The following is a 16,836-nucleotide window of genomic DNA, read 5'->3' on the forward strand; positions in this document are numbered from 1 at the left end:
ACGCTCCGTAGAAATGCCTCCAGGTCGAGACTCTGATTTTTTACAAACGGGCATTCCTCCAAATTCCAAAAGAACTTTCAGGACATTTCCGTAAAATAAATTAGAACAGACAGATTTTTTTCTTGCTAAAACTGAAGCAACATCGCCCCACAAGAATATCCCCCGCCAAATACTGTTAAGCCGACCAAATCTCCTTTCTGAATCCGATGCAAATTCTCCGACAAGGAAATAGCACAACTGGGACAACCTGTATTACCACGGTTCTCTATATTCATCAAAAAACACTCTTCAGGAAAACCGGTTTGGCGGGCAATATTGCGAATAATACGCTGATTCGCCTGATGGGAAGAAATATAATTCAAGTCGGAAAGCTTCTTTCCACACCTTTCTCCAGCCCTTTCCAAAGCCTCTACCATATAATGACAAGCATTAATAAACACATCGCGCCCTTCAGGCATGCCAATCCCTCCATTTCTGGGTCTCAGGTATACCGCACTGGTGGATTTTCCAATATGACCTAACCCCTGTGTATAGATACTCAAAATTTGAGCATCACTTTCCCTGTATTTTTCCGGAGAGATAAAAAAAGCAACTGCCCCATCCCCCCATAAATGTCCGCTTTGCGGATCCGTCTCGTTTGCATAAGCTGTATTATGCTCCGAGGCAATGACTAGGGCCCGATGAGCTTTCCCCATGGCAAAATATCCCTCTACGACCTCCATCGCATTAATAAAAGAAGAACAAGCTGACGACACACTGACACATTTAGCCCTCTCTGCATGATAACGTCTTTGTACCATATGAGCAATGGTAGCAACCGTATCATAAGGAGAATAAGTAGCAGCCACAATCAAATCTATACTTTCCATCGGATAAGGTAAATCTTCTACTCCGTTATCCACCGCTTTTATACCCATTGTATTTGTATTCTCCTCCTTTCCGGCCTTACTCCGGGTTTTAATACCTGTACGGGAATATATCCATTCCTCATCCAACCCGTTCACTTCTTTAAAATAAGAATTTTCAACCACCCCTTCAGGAATATAATGCGAGATTTTATTGACGTATAAATCCATTTTAGTTTTTCAATATTACAAAAAATTTCACAATCACGAGAATTTTGTGCAACAAGAACTATGCCAAATTATCGAGACGATCTGAAAGAGCCGGGAAATTTCAAAATTTGAAAAATAAATTCCTCCTGGAACTGTTTTTTGTCACAAACATTTAACCGATAAAGGAAGATTTACCGTAGCAGCCATTCGAGGGGGGGGCGAACTTTACAACTTCTATTACGTAAACATTACACATTCAAGTATTATTAAATGAAATACCATGGAATATCGAAAACTAGCAAATACAGATTTGGAACTATCCGTTATAACGTTTGGTTCTTGGGCAGCCGGAGGCTGGATGTGGGGAGCAACAAACCGGCAAGACGCAGTAAATGCCATACGGGCAGCCTATAATGAAGGAGTAACATCCATAGATACAGCCCCTATATACGGACAAGGAACCAGCGAAGAAATCGTCGGACAAGCAATTGAAGGAATAAAACGAGACAAAGTACAAATCCTGACAAAATACGGTATGCGCTGGGATTTAGCCAAAGGAGATTTTGCTTTTAAAAGCCAGGATAATGACGGACATCCCATCGATATCTATAAGTATGCTGGAAAAGAAAGTATTATAAAAGAATGTGAAGACAGTTTACGCCGGCTGAAAACAGATTACATCGATCTTTATCAGATCCATTGGCCGGATACAACAACTCCCATGAGCGAAACTTTCGAAGCCGTAGAAAGACTGATCGAACAAGGAAAAGTCCGCTATGCAGGCGTATGTAATTATGACGATCACTTATTGGCAGAAGCGGATCAATATATCTCCTGGGTATCGGATCAGATTCCATTTAGTATGGTAAACCGGGAAACAGAAAAAAAGACAATTCCCTGGTGTGTTCAGCATGGAAAATCTGTACTTGCCTACAGTCCGCTGGAACGAGGATTACTGACTGGCAAAATGACTCCGAACCATAAATTTGCACCAGGAGACCACCGGGCACATCATCCCTTTTTTACAGCCGAAAGTATTTTACGCACCAATGCTTTCCTGGAAAAAATCCGGCCTTTAGCCCACGAAAAAGGAGCTTCTCTTTCCCAATTGGTACTCCGCTGGACCATCGATCATCCCGGAATTACAATAGCCTTGGTAGGAGCCCGGAATCCGGAGCAGGCAGTTTCAAATGCACACGCCACCCATATCATTTTAAAGCGGGATGAAATGGATTTTATCAATAAACAACTGGAAGTACTTTTATAACCCCCATTCAAAATAAACTAAAATGTTATTTTCTACTTACGAACTGAAATCCTTAACTTTAAAAAACCGGATTGTCATGTCGCCCATGTGCCAGTATACAGCTAAAGACGGATTTGCAAACGACTGGCACCTGGTTCATCTGGGAAGCCGGGCTGTGGGAGGAGCCGCTGTCATCTTACAGGAAGCTACTGCCGTATCCCCGGAAGGACGGATTACGCCCAATGACCTGGGACTTTGGCAGGATGAACACATATCAAAACTGCAACAAATCACAACTTTCATTGAAGAACAGGGCGCCATCCCCGGTATTCAGCTAGCACATGCCGGTCGGAAGGCAAGTACTTCTGCCCAAAAGGACCAAAAAGGAAAATTTCTGAAACCTGCTGAAGGAGGATGGCCCATTGTTGCTCCCTCAGCAATTCCACAAAGGGCAGACAGCGGAATTCCAGAAGTTTTAGACAAAAAAGGAATAGAAAAAATCATAACTGATTTCTCTACAGCCACCCAAAGAGCTGTCAAAGCCGGTTATAAAATTCTGGAAATTCACGCTGCCCACGGTTATCTGTTACATGAGTTCCTTTCTCCTCTGTCGAATTTACGCACAGACGAATACGGAGGAAATTTTGAAAACCGGATACGTCTACTGACAGAAGTGGTCGACGCCGTTCGCAAAGTATGGCCCCCGGAACTCCCACTATGTGTCCGCATCTCCGCAACGGACTGGGCCAACGAAGGTTGGGACTGGTCTCAATCCGTACGCCTTGCGAACGTTTTATACGAAAGAGGGATAGACGTTTTAGACGTTTCCTCAGGAGGATTGATTCACACGGCCCCAATTCCGGTAAATTACGGCTACCAACTACCTTTTGCCAGTCAGATAAAAAAAGAAAGCTCTATTAAAATAGCTACAGTAGGCCTGATTACGGATGCTGTACAAGCAGAGACAATTTTAGTAAACGGAAATGCCGACCTGATTGTAATGGGCAGGGAACTATTACGAGATCCTTATTTTCCTCTCCATGCTTCGCAAAAACTCCAGGCTTCTATCCCCTGGCCCCTACCTTATAAAGATGTGGAACCTTAAACCTACTAAAAAAGCGGATTCCATTCCTAGAATCCCGGCTCTTTTTCAAAACCTCCCGGCAGCTTTTTCCTGTATTCGCTGAATAGCTTGCCGGGTTTCCGTCTGATCTGCAAAAGCTGTCAAACGAAAATAACCTTCCCCACTCGGCCCAAAACCAATCCCCGGAGTACCCACCACCTGACATTCCGTCAATAACCGGTCAAAAAACGCCCAGGAATTTATCCCTTCCGGAATCTTCAACCAAATATAAGGGGCATTTACTCCTCCATAAATTTCAAAACCGGCTTCTTTTAGTCCCTCCCGGATTATACGGGCATTCTCCATATAATACCGAATAATTCCCCGGATCTCTTTCTGGCCGGCCTCCGTATAAATAGCTTCAGCCGCCCGTTGGACGATATATGCCGTACCGTTAAATTTCGTGCATTGGCGGCGATTCCACAGACGGTTTACAGACACCTGCTCCCTATGCGGCATTTTTATTGTCAAAGCTTTAGGCACCACTGTATACCCGCAACGTAAACCGGTAAATCCGGCGGTCTTCGAAAAACTGCGAAATTCAATGGCAACTTCCTTCGCCCCCTGTATTTCATATATACTATGCGGTATATCTTCTTCCTGAATGTAAGCTGCATAAGCTGCATCAAATAAAATCAAAATCTTATTCTCCAAAGCATAGTCGACCCATTTCTTCAATTCCGATTTCGAAAGGGTCATACCGGTGGGATTATTCGGTAAACACAAATAAATGACATCCGGACAAACCAAAGGCAATTCCGGAATAAAATGATTTTCTGCCGTACAAGGAATATAAACAATATCACTCCATTGTCCATTTTCCAATAACTCTCCGGCTCTTCCCCCCATTACATTACTGTCCACATAAACGGGATACACAGGATCCGTGACGGCAATCCGATTTTCCCGGCTTAACATATCCGTAATATTGCCGATATCACTTTTCGCCCCGTCACTGATAAATACTTCATCGGTCTCTAAAGAAATACCCCTGGGCATAAAATCTTTCTGAATAATCGTCTGTCTCAAAAAATCATAGCCCTGCTCAGGTCCATATCCCCGGAACGTCTTACTCTCCGCCATTTCCTCTACCGCCTGGCGTAAAGCCTTTATAACAGATGGAACTAAAGGCTTTGTCACATCCCCAATCCCCAGACGAATCACTTCCGCCTCCGGATGAGCCGCTTTAAAAGCCTTCACCCGCCCAGCGATTTCTGAAAACAAATAACTTTCGGGTAATTTTAAAAATTGTTCATTTAACGACACCATATATTTTTATCCTATGGAAAATCCGCCAGACAAAATCAGATTTTCTTCATTTTTTCTCCTTGTATCTCTCCTTCAAACACAATCTCTGCTCCCCCCGTCATATAGACATGATTGTCTTTCCCCCACTCGATCTCCAGTTCCCCTCCCAACAAATGCACAGTTACTTTACGTTCGGATTTTCCGTTTAAAACGGCAGCCACCAAAGAAGCACAAGCTCCCGTACCACAAGCGAATGTCTCACCGGAACCCCTTTCCCAAACCCTCATCTTTAATTCGACGGGAGAAATCACTTCTACAAACTCAATATTGGTCCGTCGAGGGAAAAAAGGATGCAATTCCAGAGCAGGGCCAAGCGTTTTTACCTCTATTTCCCGGACTTCCGGCACAAATAAAACGGCATGGGGATTGCCCATCGAAACGCAGGTGATATAAAAAATCTTTTCCCTCAAGCGGAACGGTAAATTCACCACTTGTTCTCCTTCAAAAGCCACAGGTATTCTATCCGAACGCAATTCCGGCTCGCCCATATCCACCTTTACTCTTTTTACCTCCCCTTTTTCGGGAAAAAGAGTCAACAATTTTATTCCTGCTGCCGTCTCCAATTTTATTTCCGTTTTATGAGTATATCCTTTGTCATACACATATTTACCGACACAACGCGAGCCATTTCCACACATCGGTGACTCTGAACCATCGGCATTAAACATACGCATCCGAAAATCCGCCTCATCGGAAGGGTCAATCAGAATCAAGCCATCCGAACCTACGCCAAAATGCCGGTCACTTATTATCCGGGCCAACTGCGGAATATCTCCCAAGGCATCTCCCATCCCATACAGGTATACATAATCATTCCCAATACCTTGCATCTTTGTAAATTTCAGTTTTTCCATACTGATTTCCGATTTTCTAAATTCCGGTTCGGAGAGAACTCCGGCAAAATTCCGTATCCTCATTCTGAATACTGCACCTTCCTGTCATATATCTTCTAATCCCAACATCCCGCGGGTAATACAATAAGGATTGCGACGTTTATATTCCGACGCAAGATGCCTTCCGATAACCGTCGGATTTCCCAATAAAGAATCCCCCTCTAAATATTCCTTCAACGTATCATCTACTTCTTCATACGTCCGGGCTCCTAGTTGCTCCGTATCACTGGCCGAAATCCCCAAACCATCGGTCGGCAGCCCCTCTATACAGGCCTGTAAGGCTTTTCGCTTTGACAGCTCTGTTTCCTGCTCCACCCATGCACGGGCCAAAGCATACACTTCCGTTTTCCACAATCCGAATAGAGGAGTATAATCTCCCACATCTCCATGAAGTGTCCAGAACCCTAACATATATTCCGTCCTATTGTCTGTACTCAACACCATTCCTTTGTGTTGCTGAGCCAGATTATACAAATAAATCATCCGTAACCGGGCTTTGATATTTCCCCTCCGAACTTTGTCCTCCCGGGAAATCTCTTTTATTTTTACCTCCTCCATCTCCTCCCGGACAGATAAATACAAAGTCGTCAGATCCACTTCCCGGAAATCCGTACAAAAAGCGTTTCCTACCGCCCGGGCACGTTCTTTCTCCGCCTCAGTGTTCGTTTCAATGGTTATACTCCGGCCATAAAGAGAAATACCCAACTTACGACATGCTTCAGCAGCCAAGGCTGCTGTCAGAGCTGAATCAATTCCTCCGGAAACGCCCAATACCAAAGCTCGCAAATTATGCCTTACAACATAATCTTCCAGATCCCGTCGAATGAATTCTGCTATAGACAGCCAATTATTTTTTTGTATAGATATTTTCATAGTAATGGATAAAAGCATTATTTACCAACCGATTTCCCCCGGGAGTAGGATAATTCCCCGAAAAATACCAATCCCCGGCATGCCCCTCACAAGCTTTATGCAGATTCTTTATCGTTTGGTAAACGATTTCTATTCCTATATGACTTCCTTGCGGACGCACCATCTCAGCAATACGGGCTGAAATATCGTCATCCGTAAAAGGAGCATAAATTTCTTTGACATAGTTTATGATCTCTTCTTTGGGACGCCCCTGCTGTTCCTTACATTTCCGATACACCTCCTCAATGATCTTTTCCTGTCCTTTTTCCTTCAAAAGCTCAATGGCAGCATTAAAAGCGATAAATTCTTCCATACGCGACATATCGATCCCATAACAATCCGGATAACGAATCTGAGGAGAAGAAGAAACAACGACAATTTTCTTTGGATTTAACCGGGATAAAATTTTAATGATACTCTGTTTCAGCGTTGTTCCCCGGACAATACTATCGTCTATCACCACAATATTGTCCACTCCTTCCACAATAGTACCGTAAGTAATATCGTAAACATGTGTCGCCAAATCATTCCGGCTATTATTTTCTGCAATAAAAGTACGTAGTTTAATATCTTTGATAGCCAGCTTCTCGGTACGAATCCTCCGGGATAAGATTTGATCTGCACGATCAGACGAAACATTATCCGTCGTTCCCAATAACTCCACACTCTTCCTCGAATTCAAGTAATCATCCAGACCTTCCAGCATTCCGTAATAAGCGATTTCCGCCGTATTCGGAATAAAAGAAAATACAGTATTATCCGTATCATAACCAACACTCTTCAATATCTGATCCGTCAGTAAATTTCCCAGCATTTTCCGTTCCTGATAAATATCCCGGTCACTTCCCCTGGAAAAATAAATCCGCTCGAAAGAACAAGGAGTTATTTTTTCTGTAGAAGCAATCCGGGACAACTTCATTTCGCCGCTTTTCTTTATGATAAGTCCCTGTCCGGCTTCCAACTCCCGGACCTGTTCGGTACGTACATTCAAAATAGTCTGTATTACAGGACGTTCAGAAGCTACTACGATAATTTCTTCATCGGCATAATAAAAAGCAGGGCGAATTCCCCATTTATCCCGGAAAACAAAAGCATCCCCACTTCCTGTCAGCCCTCCGATTACAAATCCGCCATCCCATTTCCCGGAAGCGGTCCGGAGAATCGTCTCTAAATCCAGTTTTTCTTCTATGATACGGTTCAATTCCGTACCCGACAAACCCGGAGCACTGTATTGTTCATACAATTTCTCCACCTGACGGTCCAACAAATAACCGATTTGCTCCAGTATAATAAACGTATCCGCATTATGACGCGGATGTTGCCCTTTAGCTACAATATCTGCCAAGATCTCATCCACATTGGTCAAATTGAAATTACCTGCCAGACAAAGATTCCGGCTCCGCCAATTGTTACGTCTTAAAAAAGGATGTACATAAGACAAACCGGATTTACCGGTCGTACTATAACGCAAATGCCCTAAATACAATTCTCCGATAAAAGGCAATTTTTCAAAAGCAAGCTGTCCGTCTGCCTGCTGAAGAGTTATCTGTTGATTTACACGATCGAAAACCTCACTGATAGCCTCGTTCCCCAAAGCTCTTTCCCGGAAAATATACTCTTCTCCCGGCTGAGCATTCAATTTGACACATGCCATTCCAGCCCCTTCCTGTCCCCGGTTGTGTTGTTTTTCCATTAAAAGATAAAGCGTATTTAGACCGTATACAGCGGTTCCATACTTCTGATGATAATACTCGAAAGGTTTTAAAAGCCGGACAAGTGCTATACCACACTCATGTTTAATCGGATCACTCATATATTCTTTTTTATTCAAAAAATTATTTTTTCGATACTTCCAAGCCGGAAAAGGCATCCCAACCGGTTCTACTCTTCTCCGGCATTCTCTTATCAACGGATAAATAACAACTCCCGATACTTCGGTAAAGGCCACATCTCATCGTCTATATATAATTCCAACTTATCAATGTGATAACGAATTTTATCAAACAGAGGTAAGACTGTATCGTGATAAGCCATGGCCTTTTCTTTTTCATTCCTTATTTTATTCGCCTTTTTCCGGGCATTGGATAATTGTTCTACGATATTTTGTATCTCCGAGATATGGGTAGACAATCTTTCGATCATTTCCATATCATAGCGGGCCAAAGCATGCAATTTTTCAGAAGAGAATAACATACTCATACGGCCCACTTTTTCCAGCAATATATTCTGGTAACGGGAGGCTACCGGTATAATATGATTGATTGCCAAATCACCCAAAACCCGGCCTTCGATCTGCAATTTTTTCGTATAAGTCTCTACATATACTTCCTCCCGGGCCTCTAACTCCTTGGCCGTCATTACACCTTGGCTTTCAAACATTTTCACGACATCGGGTGCAATAAATTGCTGTAAAATTACCGGAATGGAAGTCTCACAATCTAATCCCCTCTCGTAGGCTTCCTTTTTCCACGCCTCGCTGTATCCGTTTCCGTCAAAACGAATCGGAGCAGATTTCCGGATATATTCTTTTATGACAGAATAAATGGCATTTTCTTTGGATTTTCCTTGCTGCATCAAATGGGCTACGTCTTTTTTAAACGTTGTCAATTGTTCTGCCACTGCTGTATTTAACACAATCATGGCTTTAGCGCAATTGGCGGAAGAACCGACAGCCCTGAACTCAAACCGATTCCCTGTAAAAGCAAAGGGAGAAGTCCTGTTCCGGTCGGTATTGTCAATCAATAATTCCGGAATATGGGTAATTCCATTCAAATGGAATCCGGCCTTGGCATCCATCCGGATCACATCTTCCGTATCGCTTTTTTCAATGCGATCCAATACTTCGCTCACTTGACTACCCAAAAAAGAAGAAATAATGGCAGGAGGCGCTTCGTTTGCCCCCAGACGATGCGCATTTGTTGCCGTAGAAATACAAGCTTTCAACAATCCATTATATTTGTAAACGGCCATCAATACATTGACTAAAAAAGTGACAAACTGCAAATTTTCCTGAGGGGCCTTTCCCGGAGACAACAAATTTATGCCGGTATCGGTTCCTAACGACCAATTACAATGTTTTCCGGAACCATTTATGCCCTTAAACGGCTTTTCATGCAAAAGCAAACGGAAACAATGCCGACGAGCTATTTTTTTCATCACAACCATCAGCAACTGGTTGTGATCATTGGCCAGATTCGTCCTCTCAAAAATAGGAGCCAGTTCAAATTGATTAGGAGCTACTTCATTGTGACGGGTCTTGACCGGAATTCCCAGTTTCAGACATTCGCACTCCAGATCTTTCATAAAAGCCATCACCCGTGTAGGGATAGTGCCGAAATAATGATCTTCCAGCTGTTGATTTTTAGCACTTTCATGTCCAATCAAAGTCCGCCCCGTCAACATCAAATCCGGGCGGGCTGCCCACAAACCTTCATCCACCAGAAAATATTCCTGTTCCCAGCCCAGATACGACATGACCTTTGAAACACCGGAATCGAACAAACGACACACTCCGGTTGCAGCTTTATTGACCGCCTGTTCTGCCTTCAACAAGGGCACTTTATAATCCAAAGCCTCTCCGGTATAAGAAATAAAAACCGTCGGAATACACAAAGTCGTATCTACAATAAAGGCAGGCGAAGTGGCATCCCAAGCACTATATCCGCGGGCTTCAAAAGTATTTCGGATACCGCCATTGGGGAAACTGGAAGCATCCGGCTCCTGCTGGATCAGCAATTTACCGGAAAATTCTTCTATCATTCCCCCTTTGCCATCCATTTCTACAAACGCATCGTGTTTCTCGGCCGTACCTCCCGTTAAAGGCTGAAACCAATGGGTATAATGCGTAACCCCTAATTTTAAGGCCCATTTTTTCATCCCTTGCGCTACGCTATCCGCAATTTCCCGACTCAAAGGTGTGCCTTTATCCACACTGTCTACTAACGTCCGAAAAGTTTCCTCAGGCAAATATTTTGCCATTTTTTCACGATTGAACACATGAATGCCAAAATACTCCGATGCAAGGGCCTCCGGTGACTTTACTTCCAAAGCTTTCCGTTTGATGGCCTCTTCCACCATTTTAAATCTCAAAGTAGTCATAAGCTTATAAATGTAGTGTGTAAATGTATAGTAGTATATTTTTAGCTATTCCAAACTTCTGATAGCCGTCATAAATACCCGCCCGGATGTAGCATTTATCCCCCGGAACATCTCCTCCAAAAGCCAATACATCAATTTTTCTGATTTTTTCCATAACCGATCTTTTCCATTTTGATAATGATAAAGCCGGAAAAACTCAAAAGTTATCGATCCCCTCCCATTTCTTTCCTAATCCTTTTTTGTCCATTTCGACAACAAATATATATTTTTTCAAAATAATCTATCATTTTTATAGGGTATATTTTAAAAATAATATATATTTTCCATACATACCCCCATAATTTATATACATCTTTTCAAAAATAACAAATTTATCAAATCAAAAACCTTCAACTTAAATTTAGGGGGCCTACCGTTCATACACCGGAACATTATTATTTTGAACAATTGAACCGTTCTATTTCGAAAATTCTATTTACTTAAACACCTAAAAACAATGCATAAAAAAATAAAATTATGGTATCTTTGAGGGGCATGTAGACACATCAAGACTGTAAAATAATTATAATGAACAAACGCTTAAATCCGGAACCCACTCCTTTAGAAGAAAAGTTACGGTATCACAGAAGACTCGGACATATTGTTCCTCCCCGCAAGATTATTAAAACTCCAGAACAAATCGAAGGGATTCGCCGGAGCGCACTTATCAACACAGCCGTACTCGACCATGTAGCCGCCCATATTCACGAAGGAATGTCCACTGAAGAAATCGATACCTTAGTTTATGATTTCACTCTCTCTCACGGAGCGATCCCGGCCCCCCTTCATTACGAGGGTTTTCCCAAAAGTGTATGCACCTCCATTAACGACGAAGTATGCCACGGCATACCGGATAAGAATATTCGCCTACAGGATGGCGACATCATTAATGTAGACGTATCCACCATCTTAAACGGCTATTTTTCCGACGCCTCTCGTATGTTTATGATCGGCAACGTCTCCCCAGCCTATCGGAAATTGGTAGACGTTACCCGCGAATGCCTGGAATTGGGAATAAAGGCCGCCCGTCCCTGGGGATTTCTGGGAGATATAGGCGAAGCCATACAAAAAAATGCAGAAAGCCACGGTTATTCTGTTGTCCGGGATTTCTGCGGACACGGGGTCGGACTCGCTTTCCACGAAAAACCAGAAGTAGAACATGTCGGTAAAAAAGGAAGCGGTATGCTATTAGTACCCGGTATGATCTTCACCATAGAACCGATGATTAACCTGGGAGACTATGAAATTTTTATCGATGAAGAAAACGACTGGACAGTCTATACAGCCGACGGCTCAGCTTCCGCTCAATGGGAAAATACAATTTTAATTACAGAAGAAGGGCCCGAAATTCTGACCTACTGAATGAGACCCACATTTGAAAACATTGCAATTACAAATACAGAAATGTATAAGGATAAAAATATCCGGGTTTAGAAAATAGAGAGGAGATCCGAATTCAATACCTGAACATAAAACATCCTTAGAAAACACTTCCTTCTGTAATTTACATAAAATACAAACTGGAAAGTTGACGTTTTTCTAGTCAATTTTTCAGTCTTTTCCGCTTAAAATCATTTGGCATATATTGGAATAGCTACTCTCGAGTTCGAGTTCCTAGTAAAACTCAAATGAATAAAATTTGAATGTTTAACTAAAGAAGGGGGAGGAATTAATTATGATGCCTGTTAAAAGATCTCAAAACTGGTTCCCGGGAATTTTCAATGATTTCTTCGGAAATGAATGGCTAGAAAAAGCAAATACAAATGCTCCGGCCATTAATATTATCGAAAATGAAAATGAATATAAAGTAAAATTGGCCACTCCGGGCAGGACGAAAAATGATTTTACGATCAAAATTGACGACGCAAATCAACTTCTGGTTTCTATGGAGAAAAAGAAGAACATAACGAAAATCACAAGCAAGGTAAATATCTCCGGAGAGAGTTTTCTTATATTCAATCTCAACAGACAATGATTTTACCGGACAATATCGATAAAGAGAAAATCGAAGCAAAGGTAGAACACGGGGCGTTGACCGTCAATCTTCCTAAAAAGAAAATGAACGAAATAAAGAAGATTGGAACTGCAATATATATTTTGATAAGAGGACAAGAAAGTAACAAATGAAAATAAAAGCATAACAGCTGCAAATATAATAACTAATATACAGCATTTTACGTGGTTTCTTTTGCATACTTACCTTCTGCCTCTGTCAATAAATCATACCCAATATGTGATGCAATAATTTTTATATCACAATCAGAAAGGAACGATTGTGAATTTGTAATCTGATCTATCCCTATAAATAATTCCTTGTCATCACCAAGACCACAAAGCCAAACAGCATTTAAACTTGTTACACCTACTTTACACCCATTTATGTCAAATTTGAAATTAGATTCAAAATCCCCGTATTGGTAACTTCCGTTTAAGTTCTCTGAATAATAAGTTTTCTCGAATTCTTTAAGCACTTTTGTTCGAGAACAAAGCATTTCCATTATTGATTTATCCGTAGAATTTTTCAAATCAATAATCTGTTGTTTCTCATTTAAAGAATACGTCTTGATAATGCCTGTTTTCTCTATGTTTTTTTTGCATCATTTTCTGTATCGTGATTGCCCGGAATAAACACGAATCCTTCTTTGGGAAGTTTTAGTTTTTCTATAATAGGAGTTATTACTACTTTTTCAAATTCCTTGAAAGCTGTATCAATATTTCCAAAGCTACACCCACCTTTATCAACTAAGTCTCCAGTAAAAATAACGAGATCTATATTCCCGTCTTTTTGTATTTCATCCATGCTTTGAATAAAATACGTTAACAGCGTTTTCATAGATGGCTCATCTTTTATTAGATGTAAATCTGAAAAATGTTAAATACATAAACTCATATTTCAACTATATTTTGTCAATTTAAAAATACCTGTTTATTTATGTTTCTTATAATTTTCCACCTGCTCCAGAACTTTCTGAAAAACCTCTTCATCCCATTGAGGAGGATAACCGTCTTTGTAAAGAAGATAGGTAAGCTGGCTGGCGAGTTTGCTTTTCAGGTTGTCGTTATTTAACCAATCGGCATAAACAGCGGTATCATCAATCAGTGTCTTGATTTTCTTTGCCAACTCAATACAACGATTATCCGCATACTCAAAACCGTGTTTATCTCGAACCTCAATAAGGACATCAAAGAAAGCTTTCTCCTCGAAAGTGATACCCAAAACCTTGAATTTCTCACTATCAGCTTTAAGCTCTTTCAGAATGTTCATCAGTTTGTTCGACAGCCCATTGATTTTGTATGAAACAATGTCACATACATCATTCACTACGTTCTGTGTCACTTCATTGGTGAATGTCAGCTTGTCCCGTGTGTTATAGGCATCTATCGTATCTTCAAGCATTTTCTGGAAATGTTCAGCCTGAATCTTGTTTGTCCGGCTGTATGCTCTGATGGCTTTAGCGACAAGTTTACAAAGAATTTGGAACTTGGTGAACGGCATTTTTATTTCATCGACCTCTTTGGCAAATGAGTCGCTGAAAATATTTTCTTCAATACCTTCATTCATTACTCGTTCCACACCACTTGCAAGAATCGCTTCCTGAACCATCTGTTCCACGTACCTGTTCATGCTTTCCGTGTCGTGCTCTGTGGCAGTCATTTTGTTCACGTATGAGCAGATACCCATAAAGCATTGGCTCCATGTTACCTCTTCTTCTGTCAGAATGCCGGCTGGGTTACAGATGTTATAAGCAGAGCGCAGCCGTTTAACATGTTCCTTGAAAAGTTTGAGAAAGGAAACCTCTCCTTTTCGTTCCACACTGTTGGCAAGGATATATTCAGCCGCTTCCTGAATGAACTGAAGTCGGGCAAGGTCATTGTTCCCGAAGAAACGGTCAAATACAAGTCCAGACAATCGTTCTTGCAAAAGTTGCAGTTCGTTCCGCAATACTTCACGTGCAACCTCCAAGTCTTCCTGAGGACCGACTTCACCACCATATTTTTTCATGGCCTTTTTCATCTCTTCGCGAATACCTATGTAGTCGATGATAAAGCCACACTCTTTTGTGCCGAATTTACGGTTTACACGTGAAATAGTCTGAATGAGCGTATGTTTCGATAACGGTTTGTCGTTATAAAGCATCGTAAGGCAAGGCACATCGAACCCCGTAATCCACATATCCACATTGATGGAGATATGGAAATTCGATTTTTCCGATTTGAACTCCGTATCAAGAAATTTACGATATTCCTTGTCTCCAAGCAGATTGTAAAATTCTTTTTCATCGTCCTTATCTCTGGTCATAACCATATTGACAAATGCGATGTCGTTCAGTTTGTTCTTTTCGTCTGCTGTCAATACAAGTTCGTTCAATGCTTTCTTTTTCTCGAACCAGTCGGGCTGCATCTTTCGCATGATTTTATACAACCTGAATGCTATTTTGCGGTCGGCGCAAGTAATCATAGCCTTTTGCAAACGGTCAGTTGTCTCAGTCCGACGCTTATAATCTTCGATAATGTCTTTGGCAACACGATGCAGGACATCTTCATCACCGATAATCATCTCCATACTTGACATGGCGGCTTTGCTCTTGGCAATATCCTCTGGTGTTGCCCCTTCGTCTGCACATAGGCGATAATACTCTTCTACTTTCTCTGCCTGTTCTTTATTGAGGAATACACGAGCTAATCGAGGATCATATTTGATTGGGACAGTGATGCCGTCATCCTCCGACTCCTTCATCGTATATTGATCTACAACCTTCCCAAATACATGTACGGTTTCGTCAATGGGTGTTCCCGTAAAGCCTACGTATGTAGCGTTCGGCAATGCATCCCGTAAATATTTGGCAAAGCCGTATGTGATTTTCGCCCCTATCTTGTCAGCTTCTCCTTCGGTTTGGATGGATAGTTTAGAACCTATATTGTTTTGGGAGCGATGGGCTTCATCACTTAGGCAAATGACATTAGAGCGTTCTGTCAACAATCCTGTAGTCTCTGCGAATTTCTGAATCGTGGTAATATAGACCCCGCCAGTCTTACGCATACTCATTTCTTCGGCAAGTTCCTTTCTTGTTTCAAAGACTTTTACAGCTTCGTCTTCAATATATTGTTTCGAACGGCAGAATAGTTTCCCGGTCTGTGTCTCCAAATCCTCCCTGTCTACTATGATGAGAATAGTAGGGCTACCCAGTTGCTTTCTGCATCGCAAAGCCAATTGGCGGGCAAGGAACAGCATGGTATATGTTTTTCCACACCCTGTGGCTCCGAAATATGTACCGCCCTTACCATCACCTCCGACAGAACGCAAATGATTCAGGATATAGTCTCGCAGTTTGCGTGTAGCAAAGAACTGCGGATAACGGCATACGATTTCAGTCGTGTCGTCTTCTTTTGTAGGATCGGGAAAATAGACATAGTCCCGTAATATCTCCAATATGCGTTCCGGAGAAAGTGCTCCGCGAATAAGTGTACGAAGTGTATCAAGTCCTTTTCCAGCTTTGTCCTCATTCTCAATCTTTTTCCATTCGTAGAAAAATTCAAATGGCGTGTATGTCGTGCCCAAAGCATTCTTTGCACCGTCGCTGATTACCGCCAATGCGCAATATTTCAGCAATGCCGGAATATCCCGCATATAGCGTGTGCAAATCTGCGTATGCGCATCGCGTATAGTAGCGTTTTGTTTGGTCGGGTTTTTCAACTCGATAATACAGACGGGTATGCCGTTTATGAAAAGCAATATGTCGGGACGGCGATTTTCACGTCCCTGTTCCATAACAAACTGATTGACACAACGGAAAACATTATGGTCGGGATACTTAAAGTCTATATATTCCAAACGAAACGGATTATCCCGACCATCGCTATATGCAAAATCATAACCGTCACGATAGAGCAAAAAAGCATTCCGGAGAGCGTAATAGTCATTCTGTCCACCTATATTGCGCAGGTTAGCAACGATACCGTCTATCTCTGAGGTGGTCAAATTCTTGTCTTTGTATTGAACGGCGAGAAAATTCCTTAAATCCTCTTCGATGAGTGGATCGGTATATTTCCTGTGAATGTCATCACCAAATGTATATTGCCAATGTGCCTCGCGGAGGAGCTCGATGGTTGCTTCCTCGAATTGACTTTCATAATATTTCCCTTTGTTTGCCATAGTCGCTG

At 41.8% G+C, this 16,836-nt stretch carries 12 protein-coding genes and 2 pseudogenes; 4 read left to right on the forward strand and 10 right to left on the reverse strand.

The genetic code is table 11. The annotated features are described in order from the left end of the window. Window positions 1–125: 125 nt before the first annotated feature. Window positions 126–1,076: a 3-oxoacyl-ACP synthase III family protein gene (locus HMPREF9449_RS09555; protein ID WP_009137055.1), complete on the reverse strand. Its 951-nt coding sequence runs from the start codon at window positions 1,074–1,076 to the stop codon at window positions 126–128. Between the two features lie 259 nt (window positions 1,077–1,335). On the opposite strand from HMPREF9449_RS09555, the gene HMPREF9449_RS09560 reads away from it, so the two are divergent. Together HMPREF9449_RS09560 and HMPREF9449_RS09565 are read left to right on the forward strand one after the other, a co-directional pair. Then, complete coding sequence (locus tag HMPREF9449_RS09560; protein WP_009137056.1) at window positions 1,336–2,322, forward strand: aldo/keto reductase; 987 nt, start codon at window positions 1,336–1,338, stop codon at window positions 2,320–2,322. Between the two features lie 22 nt (window positions 2,323–2,344). Further along, on the forward strand, window positions 2,345–3,406 hold the full coding sequence (locus HMPREF9449_RS09565; RefSeq protein ID WP_009137057.1) for an NADH:flavin oxidoreductase/NADH oxidase: 1,062 nt from the start codon (window positions 2,345–2,347) through the stop codon (window positions 3,404–3,406). Window positions 3,407–3,451: 45 nt separating this feature from the next. Here the strand turns inward: HMPREF9449_RS09565 and HMPREF9449_RS09570 are convergent, their stop codons facing one another. From HMPREF9449_RS09570 to HMPREF9449_RS16575, 6 genes are all read right to left on the reverse strand, one after another. Beyond that, window positions 3,452–4,693 carry an LL-diaminopimelate aminotransferase gene (locus HMPREF9449_RS09570; protein WP_009137058.1) on the reverse strand — a complete coding sequence of 414 codons (1,242 nt, stop codon included), beginning with the start codon at window positions 4,691–4,693 and terminating at the stop codon, window positions 3,452–3,454. A 35-nt stretch (window positions 4,694–4,728) separates the two neighbouring features. Next, window positions 4,729–5,586: a diaminopimelate epimerase gene (gene dapF / locus HMPREF9449_RS09575; RefSeq protein ID WP_040611771.1), complete on the reverse strand. Its 858-nt coding sequence runs from the start codon at window positions 5,584–5,586 to the stop codon at window positions 4,729–4,731. A gap of 84 nt (window positions 5,587–5,670) precedes the next feature. Further along, entirely contained in the window at window positions 5,671–6,498 is an 828-nt protein-coding gene (gene nadE, locus HMPREF9449_RS15925) for an NAD(+) synthase (RefSeq protein ID WP_050810417.1), read from the reverse strand. Further along, entirely contained in the window at window positions 6,473–8,350 is a 1,878-nt protein-coding gene (locus HMPREF9449_RS09585) for an amidophosphoribosyltransferase (protein WP_009137061.1), read from the reverse strand. The genes nadE and HMPREF9449_RS09585 overlap by 26 nt, the downstream gene beginning before the upstream one ends. A gap of 92 nt (window positions 8,351–8,442) precedes the next feature. Further along, on the reverse strand, window positions 8,443–10,635 hold the full coding sequence (locus HMPREF9449_RS09590; protein WP_009137062.1) for a glutamine synthetase III family protein: 2,193 nt from the start codon (window positions 10,633–10,635) through the stop codon (window positions 8,443–8,445). A gap of 4 nt (window positions 10,636–10,639) precedes the next feature. Continuing rightward, window positions 10,640–10,789: a hypothetical protein gene (locus tag HMPREF9449_RS16575; RefSeq protein ID WP_009137063.1), complete on the reverse strand. Its 150-nt coding sequence runs from the start codon at window positions 10,787–10,789 to the stop codon at window positions 10,640–10,642. A gap of 413 nt (window positions 10,790–11,202) precedes the next feature. On the opposite strand from HMPREF9449_RS16575, the gene map reads away from it, so the two are divergent. Then, on the forward strand, window positions 11,203–12,036 hold the full coding sequence (gene map / locus HMPREF9449_RS09595; protein ID WP_009137064.1) for a type I methionyl aminopeptidase: 834 nt from the start codon (window positions 11,203–11,205) through the stop codon (window positions 12,034–12,036). A gap of 313 nt (window positions 12,037–12,349) precedes the next feature. Continuing rightward, window positions 12,350–12,801: pseudogene (locus tag HMPREF9449_RS09600) on the forward strand (Hsp20/alpha crystallin family protein). Between the two features lie 47 nt (window positions 12,802–12,848). On the opposite strand, the gene HMPREF9449_RS09605 reads toward HMPREF9449_RS09600, so the two are convergent. The 3 genes and pseudogenes from HMPREF9449_RS09605 to HMPREF9449_RS09615 form a co-directional block, all read right to left on the reverse strand. Beyond that, complete coding sequence (locus HMPREF9449_RS09605) at window positions 12,849–13,199, reverse strand: hypothetical protein (RefSeq protein ID WP_147640051.1); 351 nt, start codon at window positions 13,197–13,199, stop codon at window positions 12,849–12,851. Between the two features lie 56 nt (window positions 13,200–13,255). Then, window positions 13,256–13,534: pseudogene (locus tag HMPREF9449_RS09610) on the reverse strand (metallophosphoesterase); the annotation flags it as partial. Window positions 13,535–13,600: 66 nt separating this feature from the next. Then, window positions 13,601–16,828: a type I restriction endonuclease subunit R gene (locus tag HMPREF9449_RS09615; RefSeq protein WP_009137069.1), complete on the reverse strand. Its 3,228-nt coding sequence runs from the start codon at window positions 16,826–16,828 to the stop codon at window positions 13,601–13,603. Window positions 16,829–16,836 lie beyond the last annotated feature (8 nt).

The sequence above is a fragment of the Odoribacter laneus YIT 12061 genome (assembly GCF_000243215.1).
Taxonomy (GTDB): Bacteria; Bacteroidota; Bacteroidia; order Bacteroidales; family Marinifilaceae; genus Culturomica; species Culturomica lanea.

Bases quoted from the DNA above. Each gene is read 5' to 3' on its own strand.
- HMPREF9449_RS09555 (WP_009137055.1), bottom strand. From the start codon at position 1,076: ATGGATTTATACGTCAATAAAATCTCGCATTATATTCCTGAAGGGGTG.
- HMPREF9449_RS09560 (WP_009137056.1), top strand. From the start codon at position 1,336: ATGGAATATCGAAAACTAGCAAATACAGATTTGGAACTATCCGTTATA.
- HMPREF9449_RS09565 (WP_009137057.1), top strand. From the start codon at position 2,345: ATGTTATTTTCTACTTACGAACTGAAATCCTTAACTTTAAAAAACCGG.
- HMPREF9449_RS09570 (WP_009137058.1), bottom strand. From the start codon at position 4,693: ATGGTGTCGTTAAATGAACAATTTTTAAAATTACCCGAAAGTTATTTG.
- dapF (WP_040611771.1), bottom strand. From the start codon at position 5,586: ATGGAAAAACTGAAATTTACAAAGATGCAAGGTATTGGGAATGATTAT.
- nadE (WP_050810417.1), bottom strand. From the start codon at position 6,498: ATGAAAATATCTATACAAAAAAATAATTGGCTGTCTATAGCAGAATTC.
- HMPREF9449_RS09585 (WP_009137061.1), bottom strand. From the start codon at position 8,350: ATGAGTGATCCGATTAAACATGAGTGTGGTATAGCACTTGTCCGGCTT.
- HMPREF9449_RS09590 (WP_009137062.1), bottom strand. From the start codon at position 10,635: ATGACTACTTTGAGATTTAAAATGGTGGAAGAGGCCATCAAACGGAAA.
- HMPREF9449_RS16575 (WP_009137063.1), bottom strand. From the start codon at position 10,789: ATGGAAAAAATCAGAAAAATTGATGTATTGGCTTTTGGAGGAGATGTT.
- map (WP_009137064.1), top strand. From the start codon at position 11,203: ATGAACAAACGCTTAAATCCGGAACCCACTCCTTTAGAAGAAAAGTTA.
- HMPREF9449_RS09615 (WP_009137069.1), bottom strand. From the start codon at position 16,828: ATGGCAAACAAAGGGAAATATTATGAAAGTCAATTCGAGGAAGCAACC.